General features: G+C 47.9%; 21 protein-coding genes and 1 tRNA gene. 17 read left to right on the forward strand and 5 right to left on the reverse strand.

The genetic code is table 11. From position 1 onward, the window contains the following. Positions 1–5 precede the first annotated feature (5 nt). Both L3N51_RS08420 and L3N51_RS08425 read right to left on the reverse strand, forming a co-directional pair. Positions 6–1,631 (reverse strand): thiamine pyrophosphate-binding protein, encoded by a 1,626-nt coding sequence (locus L3N51_RS08420; protein ID WP_238026744.1) that lies wholly within the window; start codon positions 1,629–1,631, stop codon positions 6–8. 45 nt (positions 1,632–1,676) lie between these two features. Further along, positions 1,677–1,788, reverse strand: a tRNA-Cys gene (locus tag L3N51_RS08425). 59 nt (positions 1,789–1,847) lie between these two features. On the opposite strand from L3N51_RS08425, the gene L3N51_RS08430 reads away from it, so the two are divergent. Then, positions 1,848–2,411: a nucleotidyltransferase gene (locus tag L3N51_RS08430; protein ID WP_238026700.1), complete on the forward strand. Its 564-nt coding sequence runs from the start codon at positions 1,848–1,850 to the stop codon at positions 2,409–2,411. Here the strand turns inward: L3N51_RS08430 and L3N51_RS08435 are convergent. Continuing rightward, entirely contained in the window at positions 2,398–2,568 is a 171-nt protein-coding gene (locus tag L3N51_RS08435) for a 50S ribosomal protein L40e (RefSeq protein ID WP_011921348.1), read from the reverse strand. The genes L3N51_RS08430 and L3N51_RS08435 overlap by 14 nt on opposite strands. 70 nt (positions 2,569–2,638) lie before the next feature. Between L3N51_RS08435 and L3N51_RS08440 the strand changes: the two genes are divergently transcribed. Continuing rightward, complete coding sequence (locus L3N51_RS08440; RefSeq protein ID WP_238026701.1) at positions 2,639–3,145, forward strand: transcription elongation factor NusA; 507 nt, start codon at positions 2,639–2,641, stop codon at positions 3,143–3,145. After that, on the forward strand, positions 3,145–4,434 hold the full coding sequence (gene aspS, locus L3N51_RS08445) for an aspartate--tRNA(Asn) ligase (protein WP_238026703.1): 1,290 nt from the start codon (positions 3,145–3,147) through the stop codon (positions 4,432–4,434). Before L3N51_RS08440 ends, aspS begins: the two co-directional genes overlap by 1 nt. Here aspS and truD read toward each other — a convergent pair whose 3' ends face one another. Both truD and pth2 read right to left on the reverse strand, forming a co-directional pair. Further along, on the reverse strand, positions 4,435–5,526 hold the full coding sequence (gene truD / locus L3N51_RS08450) for a tRNA pseudouridine(13) synthase TruD (protein WP_238026705.1): 1,092 nt from the start codon (positions 5,524–5,526) through the stop codon (positions 4,435–4,437). It lies immediately after the preceding gene. Between the two features lie 4 nt (positions 5,527–5,530). After that, positions 5,531–5,884, reverse strand: coding sequence for a peptidyl-tRNA hydrolase Pth2 (pth2, locus tag L3N51_RS08455; protein ID WP_238026706.1), 354 nt, complete (start codon positions 5,882–5,884; stop codon positions 5,531–5,533). Between the two features lie 145 nt (positions 5,885–6,029). Between pth2 and L3N51_RS08460 the strand changes: the two genes are divergently transcribed. From L3N51_RS08460 to L3N51_RS08525, 14 genes are read left to right on the forward strand one after another with little or no spacing between them, the layout of a single operon-like run. Continuing rightward, entirely contained in the window at positions 6,030–6,227 is a 198-nt protein-coding gene (locus L3N51_RS08460; RefSeq protein WP_238026708.1) for a zinc finger domain-containing protein, read from the forward strand. A gap of 9 nt (positions 6,228–6,236) precedes the next feature. Further along, positions 6,237–6,512, forward strand: a complete 276-nt coding sequence (locus tag L3N51_RS08465; protein WP_238026710.1) for an elongation factor 1-beta — start codon at positions 6,237–6,239, stop codon at positions 6,510–6,512. Positions 6,513–6,568: 56 nt separating this feature from the next. Then, on the forward strand, positions 6,569–8,875 hold the full coding sequence (locus L3N51_RS08470; protein ID WP_238026712.1) for a CDC48 family AAA ATPase: 2,307 nt from the start codon (positions 6,569–6,571) through the stop codon (positions 8,873–8,875). Positions 8,876–8,881: 6 nt separating this feature from the next. After that, positions 8,882–9,112 carry a hypothetical protein gene (locus L3N51_RS08475; protein WP_238026713.1) on the forward strand — a complete coding sequence of 77 codons (231 nt, stop codon included), beginning with the start codon at positions 8,882–8,884 and terminating at the stop codon, positions 9,110–9,112. Continuing rightward, positions 9,109–10,158 carry a flap endonuclease-1 gene (gene fen, locus L3N51_RS08480; protein ID WP_238026745.1) on the forward strand — a complete coding sequence of 350 codons (1,050 nt, stop codon included), beginning with the start codon at positions 9,109–9,111 and terminating at the stop codon, positions 10,156–10,158. Before L3N51_RS08475 ends, fen begins: the two co-directional genes overlap by 4 nt. A gap of 45 nt (positions 10,159–10,203) precedes the next feature. Next, a complete protein-coding gene (locus L3N51_RS08485; RefSeq protein WP_287689949.1) occupies positions 10,204–10,866 on the forward strand; it encodes a precorrin-2 dehydrogenase/sirohydrochlorin ferrochelatase family protein in 663 nt (220 codons plus the stop codon). Continuing rightward, positions 10,850–12,124 carry a glutamyl-tRNA reductase gene (locus L3N51_RS08490; RefSeq protein ID WP_238026716.1) on the forward strand — a complete coding sequence of 425 codons (1,275 nt, stop codon included), beginning with the start codon at positions 10,850–10,852 and terminating at the stop codon, positions 12,122–12,124. Before L3N51_RS08485 ends, L3N51_RS08490 begins: the two co-directional genes overlap by 17 nt. Next, positions 12,036–13,046, forward strand: a complete 1,011-nt coding sequence (gene hemB / locus L3N51_RS08495) for a porphobilinogen synthase (RefSeq protein WP_238026718.1) — start codon at positions 12,036–12,038, stop codon at positions 13,044–13,046. The genes L3N51_RS08490 and hemB overlap by 89 nt, the downstream gene beginning before the upstream one ends. Beyond that, a complete protein-coding gene (gene hemL, locus L3N51_RS08500; protein WP_238026720.1) occupies positions 13,019–14,296 on the forward strand; it encodes a glutamate-1-semialdehyde 2,1-aminomutase in 1,278 nt (425 codons plus the stop codon). Before hemB ends, hemL begins: the two co-directional genes overlap by 28 nt. Further along, positions 14,293–15,165: a hydroxymethylbilane synthase gene (gene hemC / locus L3N51_RS08505; protein ID WP_238026721.1), complete on the forward strand. Its 873-nt coding sequence runs from the start codon at positions 14,293–14,295 to the stop codon at positions 15,163–15,165. Before hemL ends, hemC begins: the two co-directional genes overlap by 4 nt. Further along, positions 15,146–15,820 carry a uroporphyrinogen-III synthase gene (locus tag L3N51_RS08510; RefSeq protein WP_238026722.1) on the forward strand — a complete coding sequence of 225 codons (675 nt, stop codon included), beginning with the start codon at positions 15,146–15,148 and terminating at the stop codon, positions 15,818–15,820. The genes hemC and L3N51_RS08510 overlap by 20 nt, the downstream gene beginning before the upstream one ends. Next, positions 15,813–16,076 carry a hypothetical protein gene (locus L3N51_RS08515; RefSeq protein WP_238026723.1) on the forward strand — a complete coding sequence of 88 codons (264 nt, stop codon included), beginning with the start codon at positions 15,813–15,815 and terminating at the stop codon, positions 16,074–16,076. The genes L3N51_RS08510 and L3N51_RS08515 overlap by 8 nt, the downstream gene beginning before the upstream one ends. Next, a complete protein-coding gene (locus L3N51_RS08520; protein WP_238026724.1) occupies positions 16,077–17,675 on the forward strand; it encodes an alkaline phosphatase family protein in 1,599 nt (532 codons plus the stop codon). Next, the gene (locus L3N51_RS08525) at positions 17,659–19,038 is read left to right on the forward strand and encodes an NAD(P)/FAD-dependent oxidoreductase (RefSeq protein WP_238026725.1); all 1,380 of its coding nucleotides are present in this window, start codon (positions 17,659–17,661) and stop codon (positions 19,036–19,038) included. Before L3N51_RS08520 ends, L3N51_RS08525 begins: the two co-directional genes overlap by 17 nt.

A 19,038-nucleotide genomic window follows, 5' to 3' on the forward strand; every position in this document is an offset into this window, starting at 1 on the left:
AAAAATCACGGTTTCAATAACACAATGGAATCGTAATCAGGATCTATCTTTACGTTTATTACCTTCAGCTTGGAATCCTTCCTCTCTAGAGAATCCTTCAATCCTCCGTAGGTATCCACGGTGATGGCTCCCACGGATCTCTCTAGGAACTCATCCACATCCACGAACGTCCCTGATTTTCCTATGGATGGTATATCCGATTTAAACGTGTCAAGGTAGGTCGCTCCACCATCGTTCAATATAAGCACGGTTCCCTTAGCCTTCTCTGCTCTCTGCTGAACTAGACCCACGTTCTTGAGTATACCGGCCAGATCAGTGATCCCTAAAGCCCCTGGATCGTTGGACTGTAGCACTCCTGCCACACCGATTCCTTTCTCTAGGATCGATTCGCTGGTGTTCCACACGGGGCTTTCCACAGGAAGTCTAACCAAGTCCAGAGTTGGAGCGCTCAGATCCACGAAGTATCTGGAGAATCTAAACTGTTGTAACAGCCTCGTTATGTCGTATGGCCACAACCCAGAGTGTGGTTTCATTGTAAAGATCCTTCTACCAGAAGCTATCTCACTTCTCACGTCCCTCTTGACGTTTTCCTTTATTTTCTGCTTAAGCGTAGTTATCAACTCCTTGAGGAAGAGGCCAGTATCTGCTACAATTGGGAGCTGGGGCATCACCACCTTACCTATGTCCTCCCCATCAACGTTATTGTGCATCAGGAAGCCCTTATACTTCATGGACCAGCCGGCTGTGCTCAATTGAGGTAGTCTGGAGCCAAGCACCAGAATGGAATCGGCCTCAATCATGAGTTTTGAGGCGATGTCCGTGGAAAACGCTCCCAATCCTTCACCTGCATAGAGTGGATGGGATGCGGGGAAAACTCCCTTGGCCCGGAAGGTTGTTATCACCGGGGCATCCAACAGTTCCGCTAGCTCCAGTAGTTGCGGAGATGCGTTACTTGCCCTAACCCCATATCCTGCCACAATCACGGGCAGTTTTGAGTTTCCCATTACCTCGGCTACCTTGGCCACAGTGTTCTTGTCAGGGGTCTTCCTCTCCGGTTTCTGTTCAGCGGTGGAAAGAGGGTAAGCCTTTAACCGGAACAATTCCTCGGCGATCTCCACGAGGGCTGGTCTTGCCCTGTTGCTCAGCGCCTCCTTGTATCCCTTTTCCACAGTTACAGTAATTTCCTCTATGCTGATCACTCTCTCCTTGAACTTAATGAAGGGCGAAAGGGAACCCGATACGTCATCAGGGGATCTCAATTCACCCACTCTCGCCTTTCCCACATCTCTATAGGACCTCAATGTCCCGATCATCAGCAGAGGAACGGAATCCGAGAAAGCCTGCGCAACTATACCACTGCCCTCAAGTAACGAGCTTCCAGGAGCGCTGATTACAACTCCTGCATCTCCAGAATCTCTGGCAAAGGCGTCCGCCAGTTCCAGCGCGTCCCTAACGCTCAGGGAAATATCTATTTCAAGGCCATACTGTACTAACCTCTCTCTGAGGAAATCGGGAATCGAGTTTGAGGTGAATACTCTCTTTACACCTATTTCCTTAAGGACGTAAGCTAGAGCCTCATCCCCTGTCATCTCCCTACCTACAGTCTCCTCCTTTCTCTTGGGCTGGCTCAAAGTTGGATCGCTATAATACCAGAAATTGTTCAATATAAACTTGAGAGCCGGGGGCGGGATTTGAACCCGCGAAATAACGGGTTTCCATCTCGGAACCCACTGCAGCCCCTAGCGCTACCAATGGTAGTGCCGCCTTAGACCGCTCGGCCACCCCGGCGATATTAGAGTTGGAGTAAAAAATTATAAAGTAATTGTGGTTGATGATGTGTGGTTTAGTTGATCACATTTGAGAAAATTGGAGAAATCTTGAGTGAAATAAAGGAGAGGATGGACTTCGTTATAATTGGTGACACGGTGGTGGACTTGGAACTGGGAAGGAAGGGAACGGAGAGTGACGTGGATCTGTTTCCCACCAACTTTAGTGTGTTAGTGGAATACGACGTTCTCCGGAGCCTCGCTGACGAAAAGGGCTGGGATATGGGTTCCACCCCGATTGACACTCCTAGGATAGTGGTTCCACTAAGTGATGAGCAATTGCAGATAGACTTCTACGAGAATATCCAAGACTTCTTTGTTCCGCCTGTCGTCATTGAGAGTGCAGAGGAAAGGGAGATAGGAAGGGATACGTTTAAGGTCATAAAGCTGGAGGATTATATTCTCCTTAAGGCCAACGCATTCAGGGATGAGGACGAGGAGGAACTAAAGAAAATCGTACAATTGATAGGGGAGAAGAAACTAAAAATCGACTTGAAACTTTTGAGGGAACATAGCAAGGCTTTCGAAGAAAATAGCGAAAGTGTGAGAGAGAGGCTCTCTTCCCTAGGTTTCAAGCTCTCTTAGTTGGTAGCTCTTTCTTCTTAGGTCTAAGGTTGGTGCTATGACATCTTCTGCATTTTGTGGCCCTGATGGAGTTGAGAGCGCCGCAGTTTCTGCATACCTTCTTTATAAACACTCTCTCCTGCACTATCTGAATTTTTGCCTGATCCGTTAAAGGCATCCGTTCCTACCCAGTACTTATATAATAGCTAGATTCAAAAGTATTGCGGTAAAGGGAGAGTGGACTTAGAATGAAAATTCCTCTTGATTACCTTTGTGTGAGGAGCGGCCTTCTTTGCAATCGTTGCCAAGGTCTGGTGGACAGCGGTCAAGTCGACCAGTTTGAGGTTAAGGTAATGGAAGCTTTGTTGGACCTAGAGGAGACGCAGTTCAGGGAACTGAAGGATGCTACCTACTATAAGGCCATAAGGTCAGGGAACTTGCTGATACTTTTGGTGGAAAGTCCGCCCTCCATAGATTCATCTAAATGGATTAAGATAGCCCGCGCACTTCAGGACAAACTCAAGCTAAAGGTCAGGATTCTGGAGAAGACCACAAGCATAAAGAACAGTGCGGTCCAGCTTCTCTCTCCGGCTAGGGTGCTCGGTGTGAATACGGTTTGGTTACCTGACGGTTCTGTTCAGTACGTGATAAGGGTAGCAAAGAATGAGAAGAGGCTCTTACCAGCAAACGCGGTGGATCTAGAAAACGCTTTATCCAAGATCCATGACACTAAGGTCAAAATAAGGGTTGAGTAATGCTCCGGACGCATTTCATTCAGGATGTAACACCAGATCTGGATGGAAAGGAAGTTGTTTTAGCCGGTTGGGTTCACAACGTTAGGGACCTGGGAGGAAAGAAGTTCATCCTTCTCAGGGATAAGAGCGGAATAGGTCAGGTTGTGGTTGATAAGTCCTCCCCATCATTTGAAGTCGCCAGGGAGCTAAGCCAGGAGTCAGCGATACAGGTTAAGGGTACGGTTAAGGCTGACAGGAGAGCACCCAACGGAGTTGAGGTATCTTGCAATGAACTGAGGATTCTCAGCAAGGCTAAGGCACCCCTGCCCCTAGATGTCTCTGATAAGGTTAAGGCTGATATAGAAGTTAGGCTGAAGGAAAGGCTCCTAGATTTGAGAAGGCAGGAAATGCAGGCAATGATCAGGATACAGTCCACAGCCGTGAGAACCTTCAGGGATACACTTTACAAACACGGATTTTATGAGATATTTACACCAAAGATCATCGCCACAGGAACCGAAGGAGGCGCCCAGCTCTTCCCAGTGATATACTTTGGGAAGGAGGCATTTCTTGCCCAGAGCCCACAGTTATACAAGGAGTTACTTGCGGGGGCAGTTGAAAGGGTTTTCGAGGTCGCCCCAGCATGGAGGGCTGAGGAATCGGACACCCCTTACCACCTGGCTGAGTTTATAAGCATGGATGTGGAGATGGCCTTTGCGGACTACAATGACGTCATGAACATAGTTGAGGACGTAATAGCTAACGTGCTTGATAACGTAGCTAAGAACCATCAGAACGATCTGGCAATACTTAATCACAGACTTCCCTCCATAACCAGACCCATCAAGAGGGTTACGTATAGGGAGGCAATAGAGATACTGCAGTCCCAGGGGCTTCCCACAAAGTTCGGGGATGATATAGGCACTCCCGAATCTAGAGTACTTAACAAGGTACTGGAACAGGACCTTTACTTTATCACGGATTGGCCGGCAGAGGCACGCCCATTCTACACTAAGAGAAAGGAGGGTAATCCCGAGATAAGCGAGAGCTTCGATCTGGTTTACAGGTGGCTGGAACTCGTCTCTGGAAGTAGCAGGAATCACACCAGGGAGGTTCTGGAAAAGGAGTTAAGGGCGCGTGGTCTTAATCCCATCAACTTTGAATTCTTCCTGAAGTGGTTCGACTACGGCATTCCTCCACACGCCGGGTTTGGAATGGGACTGCAGAGATTTATGCTAATGCTAACTGGCCTTCAGAGCGTCAAAGAGGTATCCCTGTTCCCTAGAGATAAGAAGAGACTCGTCCCCTGATCAAGTGAACTCTTTTGGATCAGTATTAAGGATCTCCGATAGGACCACGGTGGCATACATACCTCTCTCTAGGGAAAATGTCACGTAGTTCCCGTCGAAATACAAGTTTCTTACACTCATGAAGGCACTTCTTTTTACAGGTCTCAGGGAGATTCCCAGTTCCTCAATGTGAAAGCTACCCCTCTGTATTCCTTCCTCCTCAAAGACTTCCATGCACTCAGCATCACACTGTTTTGGATCTGTGGGAACCACAATCTGGTCGGTCTCATACACAGTGGAATACCTGAGTTTTCTGGACAGGATCCTGTTGAAAAGGTAACTTTGGTATGCCTCCACATAAAAGCTAAGTTTAACCTGGGACTTCCTCAGGGCTGATAGACAATCTTGAGTCTTCATAAGTTCCAGATAGATATTTCTCTCCTGGCTTGGTATTTTCTTGAGAAGCTCTCCCTTCACTTTTCCCTCCATGTATTGCGTTCTGAATATCCTGATGTTCTCGTTCTCCCAGATGAAGGGATATCCCAAGATGAAATCTACTCCCTTACACCAATCTCTCTGCGTTATGGCCTTTCCCACCAGATGGGTTATAGGTCTTCTGGTTCCGAACCTCTGGTATCCCACAAAGGCTGGTAACACACCCTCCTTTCTGATCGCGTTAATCCTCTCCCCAATCTCCTCCCTGTCCTCTGTAACCAGGTTAATGGAGAAGATATTGCCAGTGTGATTTAATTTAGTTGAGGTATAGCCCACGAACTCTATGGAGAAGGATTCCTCCGCGTGAAAATCCAAGGCCTTCCTTGATACGTATATTAGCTGTTCCGTGACTGCATTGGCATCCTTAATCCCTAGATAACCTGGTCTTTCACCCAGAAGTGAGGCCAGCCTAGTCATGACAGCGTTGTGTTCCATTCCCCTCTTCTTCAGAAGGTACACGGCATATCTCCCCCTCTCCGATCCCCGCCAAAGAGTGCACGGCTTTCCGTCAATTTCCTCCGTTACCCTGAATCCGTCTGGCCTTGGGATTGTGACGTGAATGGGTGGCCATTGATGTACCTTAAACTCTATTCCTATGGCAAGATCAAGTAGGTTCATCCTATCACAGCAGTTTAAGGTCTCCAGTTATTTTGTCAATTAGATCATCGGGCCCAGGGCCTATTCCTGCACACGTTATGGTTCCAGGTTCCACCTGAGTTCTCCCCGCATCCGATATTATAGATGTTGGCAATCCCTGAGACCTAGCTCTATCCACCCTTGACAAAAGATCTTCCAGGGAGCTCACCTTAACCACCACCTTAGGTTGCCCCTCGTTAAGCCAGAGATCAAGCCAGTCCCTCCAGCTCGATCTGGTAAGACAGTCCAAGACAAGACTGACCGCAGCGTGGGCGACCTGTGCAGCTATCTTACCTTTCCCCATACTGATGTCCGTTCTTACCATTACCACCATTTTCATATGATTCCCCATCTATGGACGCCAACAACCATTTTAATGTAATCAGATAGAACTAAGCCTTGCCCTTCCTGGTCCAGGATCTTGTACGGTCAGATATATTAGATTTTATAAACCCAGAGAATTGGTATTAGAGAGGTTATTCATTATGTCGATGAGGCTAAGTCTAAGGGAAGAAGTGGAACCGCCTGTGTGTTCCAGTTGCGGGAAGATAATGCATCCCAAGGAGAAGGGCGCGATTTTCAACTGTCCCAACTGTGGCGAAGTCACCATATACAGGGATATGTACTGTAGACTGCAGGGAGTTTCCTACACCTGCCCCAAATGCGGATTCGTTGGTCCTTGAGGTGATCTCATGACGGATGTTATGGTGGTCTTGAAGGTTTTCCCAGAAGGAGATGAGACGGATCTCGAAAAAGTCGCCAACGAGCTGGTCTCAAAACTTCCAGAGGGTTACAAGCTAGTTAGGAAGGAAACCGAGCCCATAGCCTTTGGATTGAAGGCCCTAGTTGTATATGTTTCCATGCCTGAGAAAACAGAAGGTGGGACTGATACCTTGGAGGAGCTAGCATCTGGCATAGAAGGGGTCAGTCACGCAGAAGTAGTGGGAATAACAAGGCTCGGGTTTTAAAGCAGTGTATAAGTTAATCTCTTTTATCCTGTAGTGCATATTTAACTTGATTAGATTTGAGTGCTGGTTCTACCCCAGAGCAAAGGTCGCCAAGGCGAGAATTGTCTCTGAAGGTTATGGAGGCAAGGCAAAAGGACGTAGGCCGAGGAAAGGTAAGAATAGACGTTGAGATGCTTGCTCAAATAGATGTAAGCCCAGGAGATGTGGTTGAAATTGAGGGTACGAGGAAAACTGCTGCAATAGCTTGGCCACTCTCCCCCGATGATGCTACCAGTGAGAGGGATATAATCAGGATGGATGGAATAACCAGAAAGAATGCTGGCGTCTCCATAGGTGACAAGGTAACGGTGAGGAAGGCCTCTGTGAAACAAGCGGCGTCCATTAAGCTTGCCCCCTCAAACTTCTCCATTACCGTGGATCCAGGCTTTGTGGCATACGTAAAGAAGAAGCTCAAGGAATTTCCCCTTGTTGAGGGGGACACGGTTCTGATCCCCGTGCTGGGTCAGGCTATCCCCTTCACTGTGATTCAAGTTAGGCCGGCATCAATTGTCATGGTCGTTGATGAGACCAGTATATCAATTTCCGACAAACCCATAGAGCAGACTAGGTATCCTAGGGTCACGTATGAGGATATAGGAGGAATGAAGAATGTCATACAGAAGATCAGGGAATTAGTGGAGCTACCACTCAGGCATCCAGAGCTGTTCAAGAGACTAGGCATTGAACCGCCTAAGGGAATAATGCTGTATGGTCCTCCAGGTGTGGGTAAGACCCTATTGGCTAAGGCAGTGGCTAATGAGACCGAGTCCTATTTCACCTCGATAAATGGGCCAGAAATAATGAGCAAGTTCTATGGTGAGAGCGAGCAGAGACTCAGGGAGATCTTTGAGGATGCCAAGAAGCATGCTCCAGCCATAATATTCATAGATGAAGTGGATGCCATAGCACCCAAGAGGGATGAGGTGATTGGTGAGGTTGAGAGACGTGTTGTGGCCCAGTTGTTAACCCTTATGGACGGTCTAGAGAGCAGGGGAAATGTGATAGTAATAGCTGCTACAAACAGGCCAAACGCTGTCGATCCTGCCCTGAGAAGACCTGGAAGATTTGACAGGGAAATAGAGATACCTCTACCAGATAAACAGGGCCGGCTAGAGATACTTCAGATTCACACCAGGAATATGCCTCTATCCAAGGATGTGGAACTTGAGAAACTAGCTGACATAAGCCACGGGTACACTGGAGCCGACCTATCAGCTCTAGTTAGGGAAGCAGCGATGAATGCCCTGAGAAGATACCTACCCATGATAGATATCAGCCAGGATAAGATTCCACCAGAGATCCTAGAAAGGATGGAGGTAAAAATGGAGGACTTCATGAACGCGTTCAAGGAAATTGTGCCCAGCGGCATGAGGGAGATTTACATTGAGGTTCCAGAGGTAAAGTGGGATGATATAGGCGGTCTGAACGAGATTAAGGAAGAATTAAGAGAAGTTGCCGAATATCCCTTAAAGTTCCCTGATTACTATGAAACCGCAGGAGTTGAGCCACCCAAGGGTATACTACTGTTTGGACCCCCAGGCACAGGTAAGACTATGCTGGCTAAGGCCGTTGCCACAGAGAGCGGAGCTAACTTTATCGCTGTGAGAGGGCCAGAGGTTCTCTCCAAGTGGGTGGGTGAGAGCGAAAGGGCAATCAGGGAGATATTCAGGAAGGCTAGGATGTACGCGCCTTCAGTGATATTCTTCGATGAAATAGATGCCATAGCCCCCATGAGGGGAATTTCCTCAGACTCCGGTGTAACAGAGAGGTTAGTTAATCAGTTACTTGCCGAGATGGACGGCATAGAGAACCTAGACAATGTGGTTATAGTGGCGGCAACCAACAGGCCAGACATACTGGATCCGGCCCTACTGAGACCTGGACGGTTTGAGAAGCTTATGTACGTACCTCCACCTGATAAGAACGCTAGGTACGATATCCTGAAGGTTCATACCAAGAAGGTAGCCCTATCAGACGAGGTCAACTTGGAGGAGCTGGCGGAAAGGACCGAGGGATATACGGGTGCAGATCTAGCAGCTCTAGTAAGAGAAGCTGCAATGAGGGCCATCAGGGAGGGTATGAGGGAATGCGTGAACAAGGTCAGTGCAGCCTGTCCGCCCAACGATAAGGATTGTCGCGACGCTAAGATGAGAGATTGCATGAAGGGAGCGACCATCAAGGTAGAGAACAGACATTTCAATGAGGCGTTGACCAAGGTTAAGCCATCTCTGAGCCAGGAAATGATACAATTCTACCAGACGTGGATCGATAAGGCGAGGCAGCAACTACCCAGGCAAACCGTAAAACCCAGCACATTTACGTGACAATTCATGTGGAGAGACACACCTCTGATTTACATCGTGCTCGAGAAGCTACGCAAGATAAATGGAACCATAAGGGATGAGGACCTCTACAAGGAAATAAAGAAGGACGTGAATTACGAGTTTTCATTTAGCGATTTTCTTAAGGCGCTAATGGCTCTGGAAATAAGGGGGGTCATTAGCGTATCGTTAATTAGGGAGAACACCAGAATGGTTACTTATCTAGGTGAAAAGGAATAGGCGTAGATCTTTCCGATCTGGTCTCGGATATAAAGAGGGATCTTAACCTTGCTGAGGTCAAGGGAAAGAAGGTCGGAATTGACGCGTATAATGCCATTTACCAGTTTCTTGCTGCCATCAGGCAGTATGACGGAACTCCCCTCATGAATAGACAGGGCAAGGTGACCAGTCACCTGAATGGGGTATTTTACAGAACAGTGAACTTGCTCGAGGAGGGAGTAATCCCCATTTATGTTTTTGACGGAAAACCACCAGAGTTGAAAGCTCAGGAACTGGAGAACAGGAAAAGGATAAAGGAAGAGGCTGAAAAGAAGCTGGAAAAGGCCAAGGAATCCGGGAAGCTGGAGGAAGTCAGGAAATACTCCCAAATGACGTCCAGACTGACAACTGATATGGCGAGGGAGAGCAAGGAACTTCTAGAGTATATGGGGATCCCCACCGTTCAAGCTCCATCAGAGGGCGAAGCTGAGGCTGCCTTCCTTAATTCCAAGGGGATTGTATACGCCTCCGCAAGCCAGGATTACGACTCATTGCTCTTCGGCGCAGAGAGGTTGATAAGAAACCTCACCATTAGCGGGAAAAGGAAACTGCCCAATAAGGACGTTTATGTGGAAGTAAAGCCTGAGATTATTGAATCGGGCATTCTCTTGAAGAAACTGGAGATAACGAGGGAGCAACTCATCGATATTGCGATCCTGGTGGGGACAGATTACAATCCTGAAGGGATAAAGGGAATAGGTCCCAAGAAAGCCTATAAACTGATAAAGACTTACAAGAAAATTGAAAATATAGATAAAAAAGAACTGCCCGAGCCAATCTACTTCGATTATGAGAAGATAAGGGAACTGTTCCTGAAACCCCAGGTAGTTCTTCCCTCAGTCTCTCTGGAACTAGGCGATCCAGATCCCAGTAAGATAATTCAGTTTCTCGTGAATGAAAACGATTTTAATGAGGAGAGGGTGAGAGGGGCCGTAGAGAGACTTCAGAAAGCCATGAAGGAGATAAGGGACATAAAAAGGCAAACAGGGTTGGATCAGTGGTTTTAACAGGTTCATAATGTGAATTTAAATCTTAACACGCATATTTGATTTGTGTCATTTACGAGTACTCGCTATTTTCCTGTATTTCTTAACCTGGCAGGAATGCGAATCCTAGTTGTTGGTGGAGGTAAGGTTGGGACTAAACGGGCTCTCAAGTTCCGGGAATACGGAGCTGACGTTACGGTTGTTTCCCTATCATTTTCAGATGAACTCTCCAAGAGGGAAGACATCAGGAGGATCGAGCTGGATGCGAGGGAAGTCGATCAGGAATTCCTGAGGGATTACGACATAGTGGTGACGGCAACCAATAGCCCCGAGTTAAACTCCAGGATATGCGACCTCTGCAGGAAGGCAAGGAAGCTGTGTAATAACCCAACTAACCCGCCCGATTCATCTTTCATTGTTCCCATTTTTTATGAAGACGAGGACATAGGTATTGCCGTTACTACCATGGGAAAGTCGAGCATAATGTCAAAGGTGATACTTGACAGGGCCCTGGAAGCTGTGAGGGAGGACCCCAGGATATTGCTTGAATTGAAGGTTATGTCTGACGTAAAGACAATGCTGAAGAGAAGGGTGAGTGACCCAGGCACTAGATATACTCTCTATCAAAAAATATTTGTTGATAGAGAATTCGAAAGTTTCATTAATAACGGAAATGTGAGTAATGCATTAAAAAGGGCAGAGGAGATCGTCAATGAACATAGCCAATGATATCATGGACTCGTACTCTGCAATAGTTTACACTCACAAGACCGTTGGAGTGGATAAGCTGGCCTCCCATTATCTGGGCTGGAATGAGATAAAGGAGCTCTCCAAGTATTATGACGGGGAGATGGCCGTTCTACAGACGTGCAACAGGATAGAAATTTACCTTTTCTCGAGAGACAGGTCAAGCGTAAGCGAGATACTCCATTATCTTAACGAGGTTCACAACAAGGTCATATCCACAGATGCCACGATTCTGAGGGGAAGGGACGCGGTCAAACATCTATTCGAAGTTGCATCAGGTATTGATTCCCTATCTGTGGGCGAGTATGAGATACTGAAGCAGATAAAGGATGCCATGAGGGACTCCATGAAGTTGGGCATAGGATCCCGTTACATGAGGGCGCTTCTTGAGAGATCCCTGAAGGTAGGAAGAAGAGTCAGACTAGAGACTGCAATCTCTCGTGGTAAGGTAGGCGTATATTCACTTGCCGTGGAGTTCGCCAAAAGTCGTTTCGGCGACATTGTGAATAAGAGAATAGCCATTCTTGGGGCAGGAGAGATTGGGGGAAAACTCGCTCTCATTCTCCACAACGAAGGGGCAACTGACGTGACCATCTTCAACAGGACCTTTGAGCGCGGGAGGAACTTGGCTATCAAGTACGGATATAGTTACTTCCCACTGGACTTCAGCAGGCTACATAACTACGATATAATTTTCTCAGCCATATTCTATCCAGACAAGGTTAAGGCCCCTGAAGGAACGGTTGTCATAGATCTGGGATCTCCGCCAGTGTTTGAGGGTCCAAACGTGTACACCCTCAAGGATCTAGAGGAACTATCAAGGGCTAAGCTGGAGGAAAGGCAGAAGGAGGTTGAGAAGGCACAGTCTATAATTGAAGAGGGGTTAGAGGACTTCAGGAAGGACTGTCTGAAACTGGTCTATGACGATTTTGTTTCATCTTTCATGTCTAGAGTTGAGGAGACTAGAAAGGAGGAAGTGGAGAGGGCCCTGAGGGTACTCGGAGATAATAGCCAGGAAACCAGGGATGTCTTGGATGCCATGACTAGGTCCATGATCAAGAAGATTTTCTCTCCAATGTTTCAGAACATGAGACGGGCAGTTGAAAACAATGAGATAAACTACATTAACTTAGCCACATCACTATTCACTCATGGTGGGATATCCCAAGATAAGACCGAGAAGGTTAAGGCAGAACAAGAATATAAGGGACGCAGTAGCGGAGACGAAGCTGAGTCGTGATGATCTGATCCTGCCCATCTTCGTCAAGGAAGGTATATCCAAACCTGAGGAAATATCTTCAATGCCCGACGTTTACAGATACCCCGTGGGGGACCCTCTCATCAAGTTCGTCGAGGAGAATTACTCTAAGGGCATAAGGAAGGTCATCCTCTTTGGGATTCCATCCTTCAAGGACAACGTGGCAAGCTCAGCCTTTCAGAAGGATGGGGTAATTCAGAGATCTTTGAAAATATTGAGGGAAACCTTCGGGGACAGGATACTTCTCTTCGCTGACGAGTGCACCGATGAGTACACAAGTCACGGGCATTGCGGGATAGTGAATTACAGGGGGAGTCAATATTACATTGATAATGACGAGAGCTTGAAGGTTCATGCCAAGATAGCTCTATCTCAAGCTGAGGCGGGTGCAGACGTGGTAGCGCCCTCCAGCATGATGGATGGAGTAGTTGGAGCCATAAGAGAGGAACTTGATAAGAACGGCTTCACCGACACCCTAATAATGTCATACAGCGTGAAATATGCCTCAGTTTTCTATTCCCCCTTCAGGGAGGCAGCGAGCTCAGCCCCTGCCTTTGGTGACAGGAAAAGTTACCAGATGGATCCACGCAATGCCCATGAGGCAATAAAGGAGGCTAGGCTAGATGTGGAGGAGGGAGCTGACATCCTCATGGTTAAACCTGCTCACACTTACCTTGATGTGATTAGGCTGGTGAAGGAGACCTATCCCGAATATCCCCTGGCGGCTTATCATGTTAGTGGGGAATACTCCATGATTAAGGCCGCGGTCCTCAACGGCTGGTTAAATGAAAGAGCGGCTGTTCTGGAGATCACCTACGCCATAAAACGTGCGGGAGCCGACATGATCCTGACATATTATGCCCCGAAACTTGCTGAATGGATTTCGGAGGCGAGTCCGTTTTGAGCAGCGAGTTATGGAACAAGGCCCAGAGCCTCTTTGCCGGGGGAGTGAATAGTCCCGTTAGGGCAGCAGTGAAACCTTTTCCCTTCTATACTAGGTCGGCAAAGGGGGCATATCTGGTTACAGAGGACTCCAAAAGGCTCATCGATTTCGTTTTAGGCTACGGCCCCCTCATCCTAGGTCACGCTCATCCTAGAGTTATTGAGGCTGTAAAGGATCAGCTGGAGAGGGGATGGTTGTATGGAACCCCAAGCAAGGCTGAGGTGGAATTGGCCTCCCTTATAACGAAGCATATACCCACTGCCCAGAAGGTCAGGTTTGTGAACAGCGGCACTGAGGCGACCATGACTGCACTTAGGCTGAGCAGGGGATTCACAGGCAGGAGTAAGATACTCAAGTTTGACGGTAACTATCACGGGGCACATGATTACGTTCTCATTGACGCGGGAAGCGCAGCTTCAGAGTTCGGTGTACCCTTTTCCCATGGCATACCAAGCGAGGTATCATCCACAGTGCTGGTTTGCCCCTACAATGATCTGGTGTGTACGGAATCTGTGCTAAGGAGGGAGGAAATAGCTGGGGTTATAGTGGAACCAGTAATGGGAAACATGGGAGTTATTCCTCCAGAGAAGGACTTCCTACCGGGTTTGAGGAAACTAACCAGCGAATACGGGGCAGTGCTCATATTCGATGAGGTGATAACGGGTTTCAGACTGGGACTGGGCGGTGCGCAATCGTATTTTGGAGTGAAACCCGACCTGACAACACTGGGGAAAATTATAGGAGGAGGTTTTCCCATAGGCGCGGTGTGCGGAAGGAAGGATATAATGGACCAGCTCACTCCCTCTGGAAGGGTGTTCAATGCTGGAACCTTTAATGCCAACCCTATCTCCATGACAGCTGGGATAGCCACAATCCATGAACTTGAGAGAGGGGAAGTATACAGGGTTAGTGAAAAGGCCGCAAGGATACTCTCTGAGGAAATAGATGGTGCAATAAGGATGGACCACGTGGTGAACAGGGTCTATAACTTCTTCCAATTCTTCCTGGGGGTGAGAGATGTTAAGAACGCCGGTGACGCTCGTAAGGCAAAGAGGGACCTTTACGTCAGAATTCACGAGAATCTCCTAAGGGATGGGGTCTTTATCCCTCCAAGCCAGTTTGAGGCCCTATTTACCTCCGGGGCTCACGACGAGGAGGTTGTGAACCAGAGCGCCAAGGTTTTCAAGAAGGTCCTGGAGGATCTAACGTGAAGATAAGGATTGCAGCCAGGGGGAGCAAGCTCAGCCTTAAACAGGTAGAGATAGTGACCTCTTTCCTGGAAAGCCAGGGATATGAGACAGAATTCATTGAGATCAAGACTAAGGCAGACCTGTTCGGAAACAAACCCCTCCATGAGATAGGGAAGGGTGTTTTCGAGAAGGAAGTGAACGAGGCCGTCCTGGAGGGTAGGGCAGACGTGGCGGTGCACAGCATGAAGGACATGTCCTCAGAGTTACCCCTTGGCCTTGAATTGCTCGCAACTCCCAGGAGGGAGGACCCTGTAGATGTTCTGGTCTCTGAGCTTGACCTTGGCGAATTGCCAGAAAAATCGCGAATAGGTACAGGGAGTCTAAGAAGGGCCAACTTCCTCAAGGTCATGAGGCCAGACCTTGTGGTAGAGAACATAAGGGGCAACGTGGACACGAGGTTAAGGAAATACAGGAACCGTGAGTATGATGGTATCATCCTAGCTGAGGCAGGATTAAGGAGACTTGGGGTTGACATTAAGAGATTTCCCCTTGATGTTGATAGCTTCACTCCAGAACCCAATCAGGGAATAATAGCAGTTGTGGGAAGCTCCAAGCTCAGGGGTATGTTCCAAGAACTTAATCATGTAGGGACCATGATGGAGGCCCTGGCTGAAAAGGAGACAGTGAAGGTAGTGGGAGGTGGCTGTCACTCCCCATTGGGGGTTTTATTTAGACTGGAGGATGACGTCTTATCTGGGATAGCAAGTTACAGTAATGGGATGAAGCGCGTTACGGTTAAGGTTTCCACCCGCGAATCACCTCAGATCGCGGGACGCGAACTGGGAAAGATGCTGGTAAAGGCGATGAAAAATGAGGGTCTTATACCTTAGACCTGAGGGGAGCTCTCTACCGGAGATTCCAGGGTTTGAAGTGCTTAACGTCTCAATTTTCTCCGTGAAGTGTCTGGAGTACAATGACTCCTACCTTGGTAGTGAGGGAATAGCCTTCACCAGTGTGAACGCGGTGAAATGTTTCAAGGACTTCAACAGGATAGGGAATAAAAGGATATTTTCCATTGGGCCAGGGACAGCAGAGGAGTTGAGGAAGCACGGCTTTGAGTCAACCTACCCCACCAGGTATACCAGCAGGGATCTGGCCCTCCTCATTCTGGGTAGCGGGATTCGAGAGGTCACCGCGTTCAGAAGTCTTAAGGCCTCAGATGATATGAGGAAACTCCTCGTTTCCATATCCTACCACGAGGTGTATAACTACGACCTCATTCTCGACGACGGCAAACTAAACCAGGTTAGGGAACTTCTCTCAACCTGTTCCGTGGACGTTGTGGTGCTCACGAGTTCATTAATAGCTAAAAGTGTAGCTAATTTCATAAGGGATTGTCATAGAGTAGTTACCATAGGACCAATGACATCTGCTTCACTGAAAACACTTAGACCGGACTTGAGTTTCATTGAAAGCGACGAGTCCACAATAGAAGGGACCGTTAAGGTTATGAAGAATTTGAGAGGAGGTGAAATGAATGGATGATATTAGGGATCTGCTCCTCAAGGTGCTCAGGAAGATAGATCCTACAGTGGTTGAGGATACCGTGGACATAAAGTTCATACAGAACTTCAAGGATCGATATGACGTATTTGGACAGTTCAAGAACGCCAAGGGAATTTACGAATTCGCTGTTAGCTTTGATAACAAGGGGAACATAAAGAGGGAACATGTTAACATGATAGCCCCTCACAAAATCAGGGATGACATAGAACGTAAAGTTTACGATAAAGGTGATTGATTGAAAGTTTTATTGGTAGTTGTGGATGGGCTGGCCTATCATCTAATGGAGAGATTCATACATCAGTTACCAGCTATCCAAGAAATGGCTGAGAACGGAGTATACGGCCCACTGGAGAGCACCTTCCCATCCATAACTCCTGTGGCCTTGGCCTCACTTTTTACCGGAGTATCACCTAAGGTTCACGGTGTTGTGGCACCTAGAATATTTGTTAAAGGTAGAAAGATCCAATCCAGTATCTCCGCCTTCTCCAGTAATTCCCTTTTGGTGGATCCCCTCTGGACTATACTGGGAAGGAAGGGCTACAGGGTCATGGTAACCTCTGCTCCCCAGGCTTTGCCAGATAAGTGGAAACTTGATAACGTAATTCTCTTCGATCCGTATAAGGCAAAGCTGAAGAAGTGCTCGGAGAGCATAGTCCTCAAGGAAGGGGAAAGCGAGTTTCTTGGAATGAAGTGGAGCGTGAAGGGAGAGGACCGGGCCTACATTGTCCAGGTGGAAGGAAGGGAATTCAAGGTAGAGAAAGACTCATGGCTTGGACCATTGGAACTTGATGGTAAATGCGGAGAGGAGGAGCTGAAGTTCTCAGTCTTCCTTCACGGGAACAATCACGGAGTGTATGTGACTCCTCCAGCCTTTCTGAACTTCAAGTGGGGTAATAACAGGGAGCTTCTACTTGAGGTTTGGGAGAACGTGGTCAAGAGAGTAGGTATGCTACTGGATGGGGACTACAAGGGCTTGAACAAGGGTATCATAAGTTTCGATGAGTACCTGAAGACTGCGGAGCTTTCCTTTAACTTCTTTGTGGAGTACTCCCTCTATCTCCTCAGGAAGAGGGATTGGGACTTCGGGATAACTTACCTTCCCATAGTGGACAATCTTCAGCATCTCTTGTATGGCGTAGATGATGGAAAGGCGTTGGATTTCATCTTTGAAGCCTACAAGATGGCTGATAAGTTTCTAATGTTACATCGGGGTTTAGCAGAAAATATATTCCTTTGTTCCGATCATGGAATAACAAAGATAAAGAAGAGAGTCTACGTAAATAAAATATTGGAGAGGTTGAACGTGTTGAAGATGGATGACGGTAAGATAAACTGGGGGAAGACCAAGGCCTACTATGGTGGAGGAGGGATGATCAGAATAAACCTCAGGGATAGGGAAGAGGCTGGCGTGGTTTATCCAAAGGAGTATCAGAAGCTTGTGAGATACATTGTGAAGAACCTGGAGGAACTGAAGGATGACGGAGAATCAATTTTCACCGGAATTTACATGAGGGATACGCCGGCCTCAGATAGGCAGGGCGACATAGAGTTAAGTATAAGGGATTATTATTCGCTGAGCTCCAACGTTGACCATGAGAACGAAATAGATCCTGTAAGACCCTATTCCACCTCCACGGGTGATCACGGATTCTACAGGAAGGAAGATCTTTACGGGGTAGTGCTGGGGTCAGGTCCCAGTCTGGCTAAGGGTAGGAAGATAAAGGCAAAGATCATTGACATAGCTCCAACCATCCTGAAAATCATGGACGTTCAGGGTTCCAAGATGGAGGGAAGGGTCTTGGTGGAGGCCCTGAGTAATGGAGGCCAGGAGTAAGAGACATGGTAGGATCAGGGCACCCTTTGATTGCGAGAAGGGGTTGCCCTACACCGAGGTCAATTTGAATGGGAAACTGATGGAAAACTGCGAGCCTGTAACGAGACTTAAAGGCTTCAGTCTCCCCTTCAGCGGGATGTACCTGCACCGCGTTAAGTTCATAAGACATGTTCCTTGGCTCCTGGAGAAGATAGCTGAAAGAATGAACGTTCCAGAACGCTACTCTGCCCTGGAGGAATATGCGGAGGAGAGGATTAACGTGGATACATTGATAATAGGATCAGGACTCTCTGGCCTGACCGCACTCTCCAGGAGTAAGGGTATACTGGTGACAAACGACCTTTTTACTGACCTCTTTGATGATCCCCTTCATCAAGGAGAACTAGTGAGCAAGATCAAGGAAGTGATCAAGCAGAACGAGAGCAGAATCATCCAGGGCGACTTCATGGGAAAGTTCACGGAAGGTTTCGTGGTCAGAGCGGGTAAAAAACTGCTCCTTATTTCACCCTCCAAGGTTATCTTTGCCGTGGGCGGAAGATATTTGCCCCCAATTTTCGAGGGTAACGACTACCCGAACGTGATTTCTAGAAGGTTATATCTCAAGAGGAGATCAATTTACAGTAAGGTTGTGGTCCTTGGCTCCTCAGATGACGCAATTAAGACAGCTTTGGTAGCCGGTGCCAAGATCCTCATTCCGCGCGGGGTGAGACTCTTCTCAAGGAGGTACCTGGAGTTGGCTGAGACTAAAGGGGTGGAGATAGAAGAGGTCAGCTTCCTGAGGGTGAAACCTAAGAACAGCAAGCTTTCCGTGGAGTGGGATAGGGGCAATCAGCTTGTGGATGCAGTGGTGTTCGCTCCGGTGAAGCAACCAAGGATAGAGTCAATGGCCAATGCCGGTTGCGAGTACAGGTTTTACCCCAACATGGGAATATATCTCCCGGAGCACGACATGGACGGTTACATGAGGAGCTGTGGGCATTTCGTGGTTGGAGGGGCTAGGGGGATTTGGGATGACGAGGCATCAATGCTAAGCGGGGAGGCACCATTTAACGCTGAGGCCCTATCTTCCCTGAGTTATCACCTCAAGGAAATGCCCCTTCACGAATATTATACGAGGAACTTCGTGTCCGTGAGGAGTCCATACTACTACTCTCCTGGTGGATACGCCTGTTTCTGTGAGGATGTGCTCTGGAGCGATGTGGAGCAGGTCACCAAAATGGGCTACGACAATGTGGAACTGGCCAAGAGGGTAGGAGGGATTGGCCTTGGGGAGTGTCAGGGAAAGGTCTGTACTTACGTTACGGGTAGCGTTCTTTCAAGTCAGAAGCTGATAACCTTCAGATCACCGCTTTATCCGATGTGA

Source organism: Metallosphaera javensis (ex Hofmann et al. 2022) (assembly GCF_022064045.1).
Taxonomy (GTDB): domain Archaea; phylum Thermoproteota; class Thermoprotei_A; order Sulfolobales; family Sulfolobaceae; genus Metallosphaera; species Metallosphaera javensis.

What these genes read in the sequence shown, in the direction of transcription:
- L3N51_RS08435 (WP_011921348.1), bottom strand. Translation starts at nt 2,568, where the DNA reads ATGCCTTTAACGGATCAGGCAAAAATTCAGATAGTGCAGGAGAGAGTG.
- L3N51_RS08490 (WP_238026716.1), top strand. Translation starts at nt 10,850, where the DNA reads ATGAACATAGCCAATGATATCATGGACTCGTACTCTGCAATAGTTTAC.
- pth2 (WP_238026706.1), bottom strand. Translation starts at nt 5,884, where the DNA reads ATGAAAATGGTGGTAATGGTAAGAACGGACATCAGTATGGGGAAAGGT.
- L3N51_RS08465 (WP_238026710.1), top strand. Translation starts at nt 6,237, where the DNA reads ATGACGGATGTTATGGTGGTCTTGAAGGTTTTCCCAGAAGGAGATGAG.
- hemL (WP_238026720.1), top strand. Translation starts at nt 13,019, where the DNA reads ATGGATTTCGGAGGCGAGTCCGTTTTGAGCAGCGAGTTATGGAACAAG.
- L3N51_RS08510 (WP_238026722.1), top strand. Translation starts at nt 15,146, where the DNA reads ATGAGGGTCTTATACCTTAGACCTGAGGGGAGCTCTCTACCGGAGATT.
- L3N51_RS08525 (WP_238026725.1), top strand. Translation starts at nt 17,659, where the DNA reads ATGGAGGCCAGGAGTAAGAGACATGGTAGGATCAGGGCACCCTTTGAT.
- truD (WP_238026705.1), bottom strand. Translation starts at nt 5,526, where the DNA reads ATGAACCTACTTGATCTTGCCATAGGAATAGAGTTTAAGGTACATCAA.
- aspS (WP_238026703.1), top strand. Translation starts at nt 3,145, where the DNA reads ATGCTCCGGACGCATTTCATTCAGGATGTAACACCAGATCTGGATGGA.
- L3N51_RS08515 (WP_238026723.1), top strand. Translation starts at nt 15,813, where the DNA reads ATGGATGATATTAGGGATCTGCTCCTCAAGGTGCTCAGGAAGATAGAT.
- L3N51_RS08475 (WP_238026713.1), top strand. Translation starts at nt 8,882, where the DNA reads ATGTGGAGAGACACACCTCTGATTTACATCGTGCTCGAGAAGCTACGC.
- L3N51_RS08440 (WP_238026701.1), top strand. Translation starts at nt 2,639, where the DNA reads ATGAAAATTCCTCTTGATTACCTTTGTGTGAGGAGCGGCCTTCTTTGC.
- hemB (WP_238026718.1), top strand. Translation starts at nt 12,036, where the DNA reads ATGGTGGGATATCCCAAGATAAGACCGAGAAGGTTAAGGCAGAACAAG.
- L3N51_RS08460 (WP_238026708.1), top strand. Translation starts at nt 6,030, where the DNA reads ATGTCGATGAGGCTAAGTCTAAGGGAAGAAGTGGAACCGCCTGTGTGT.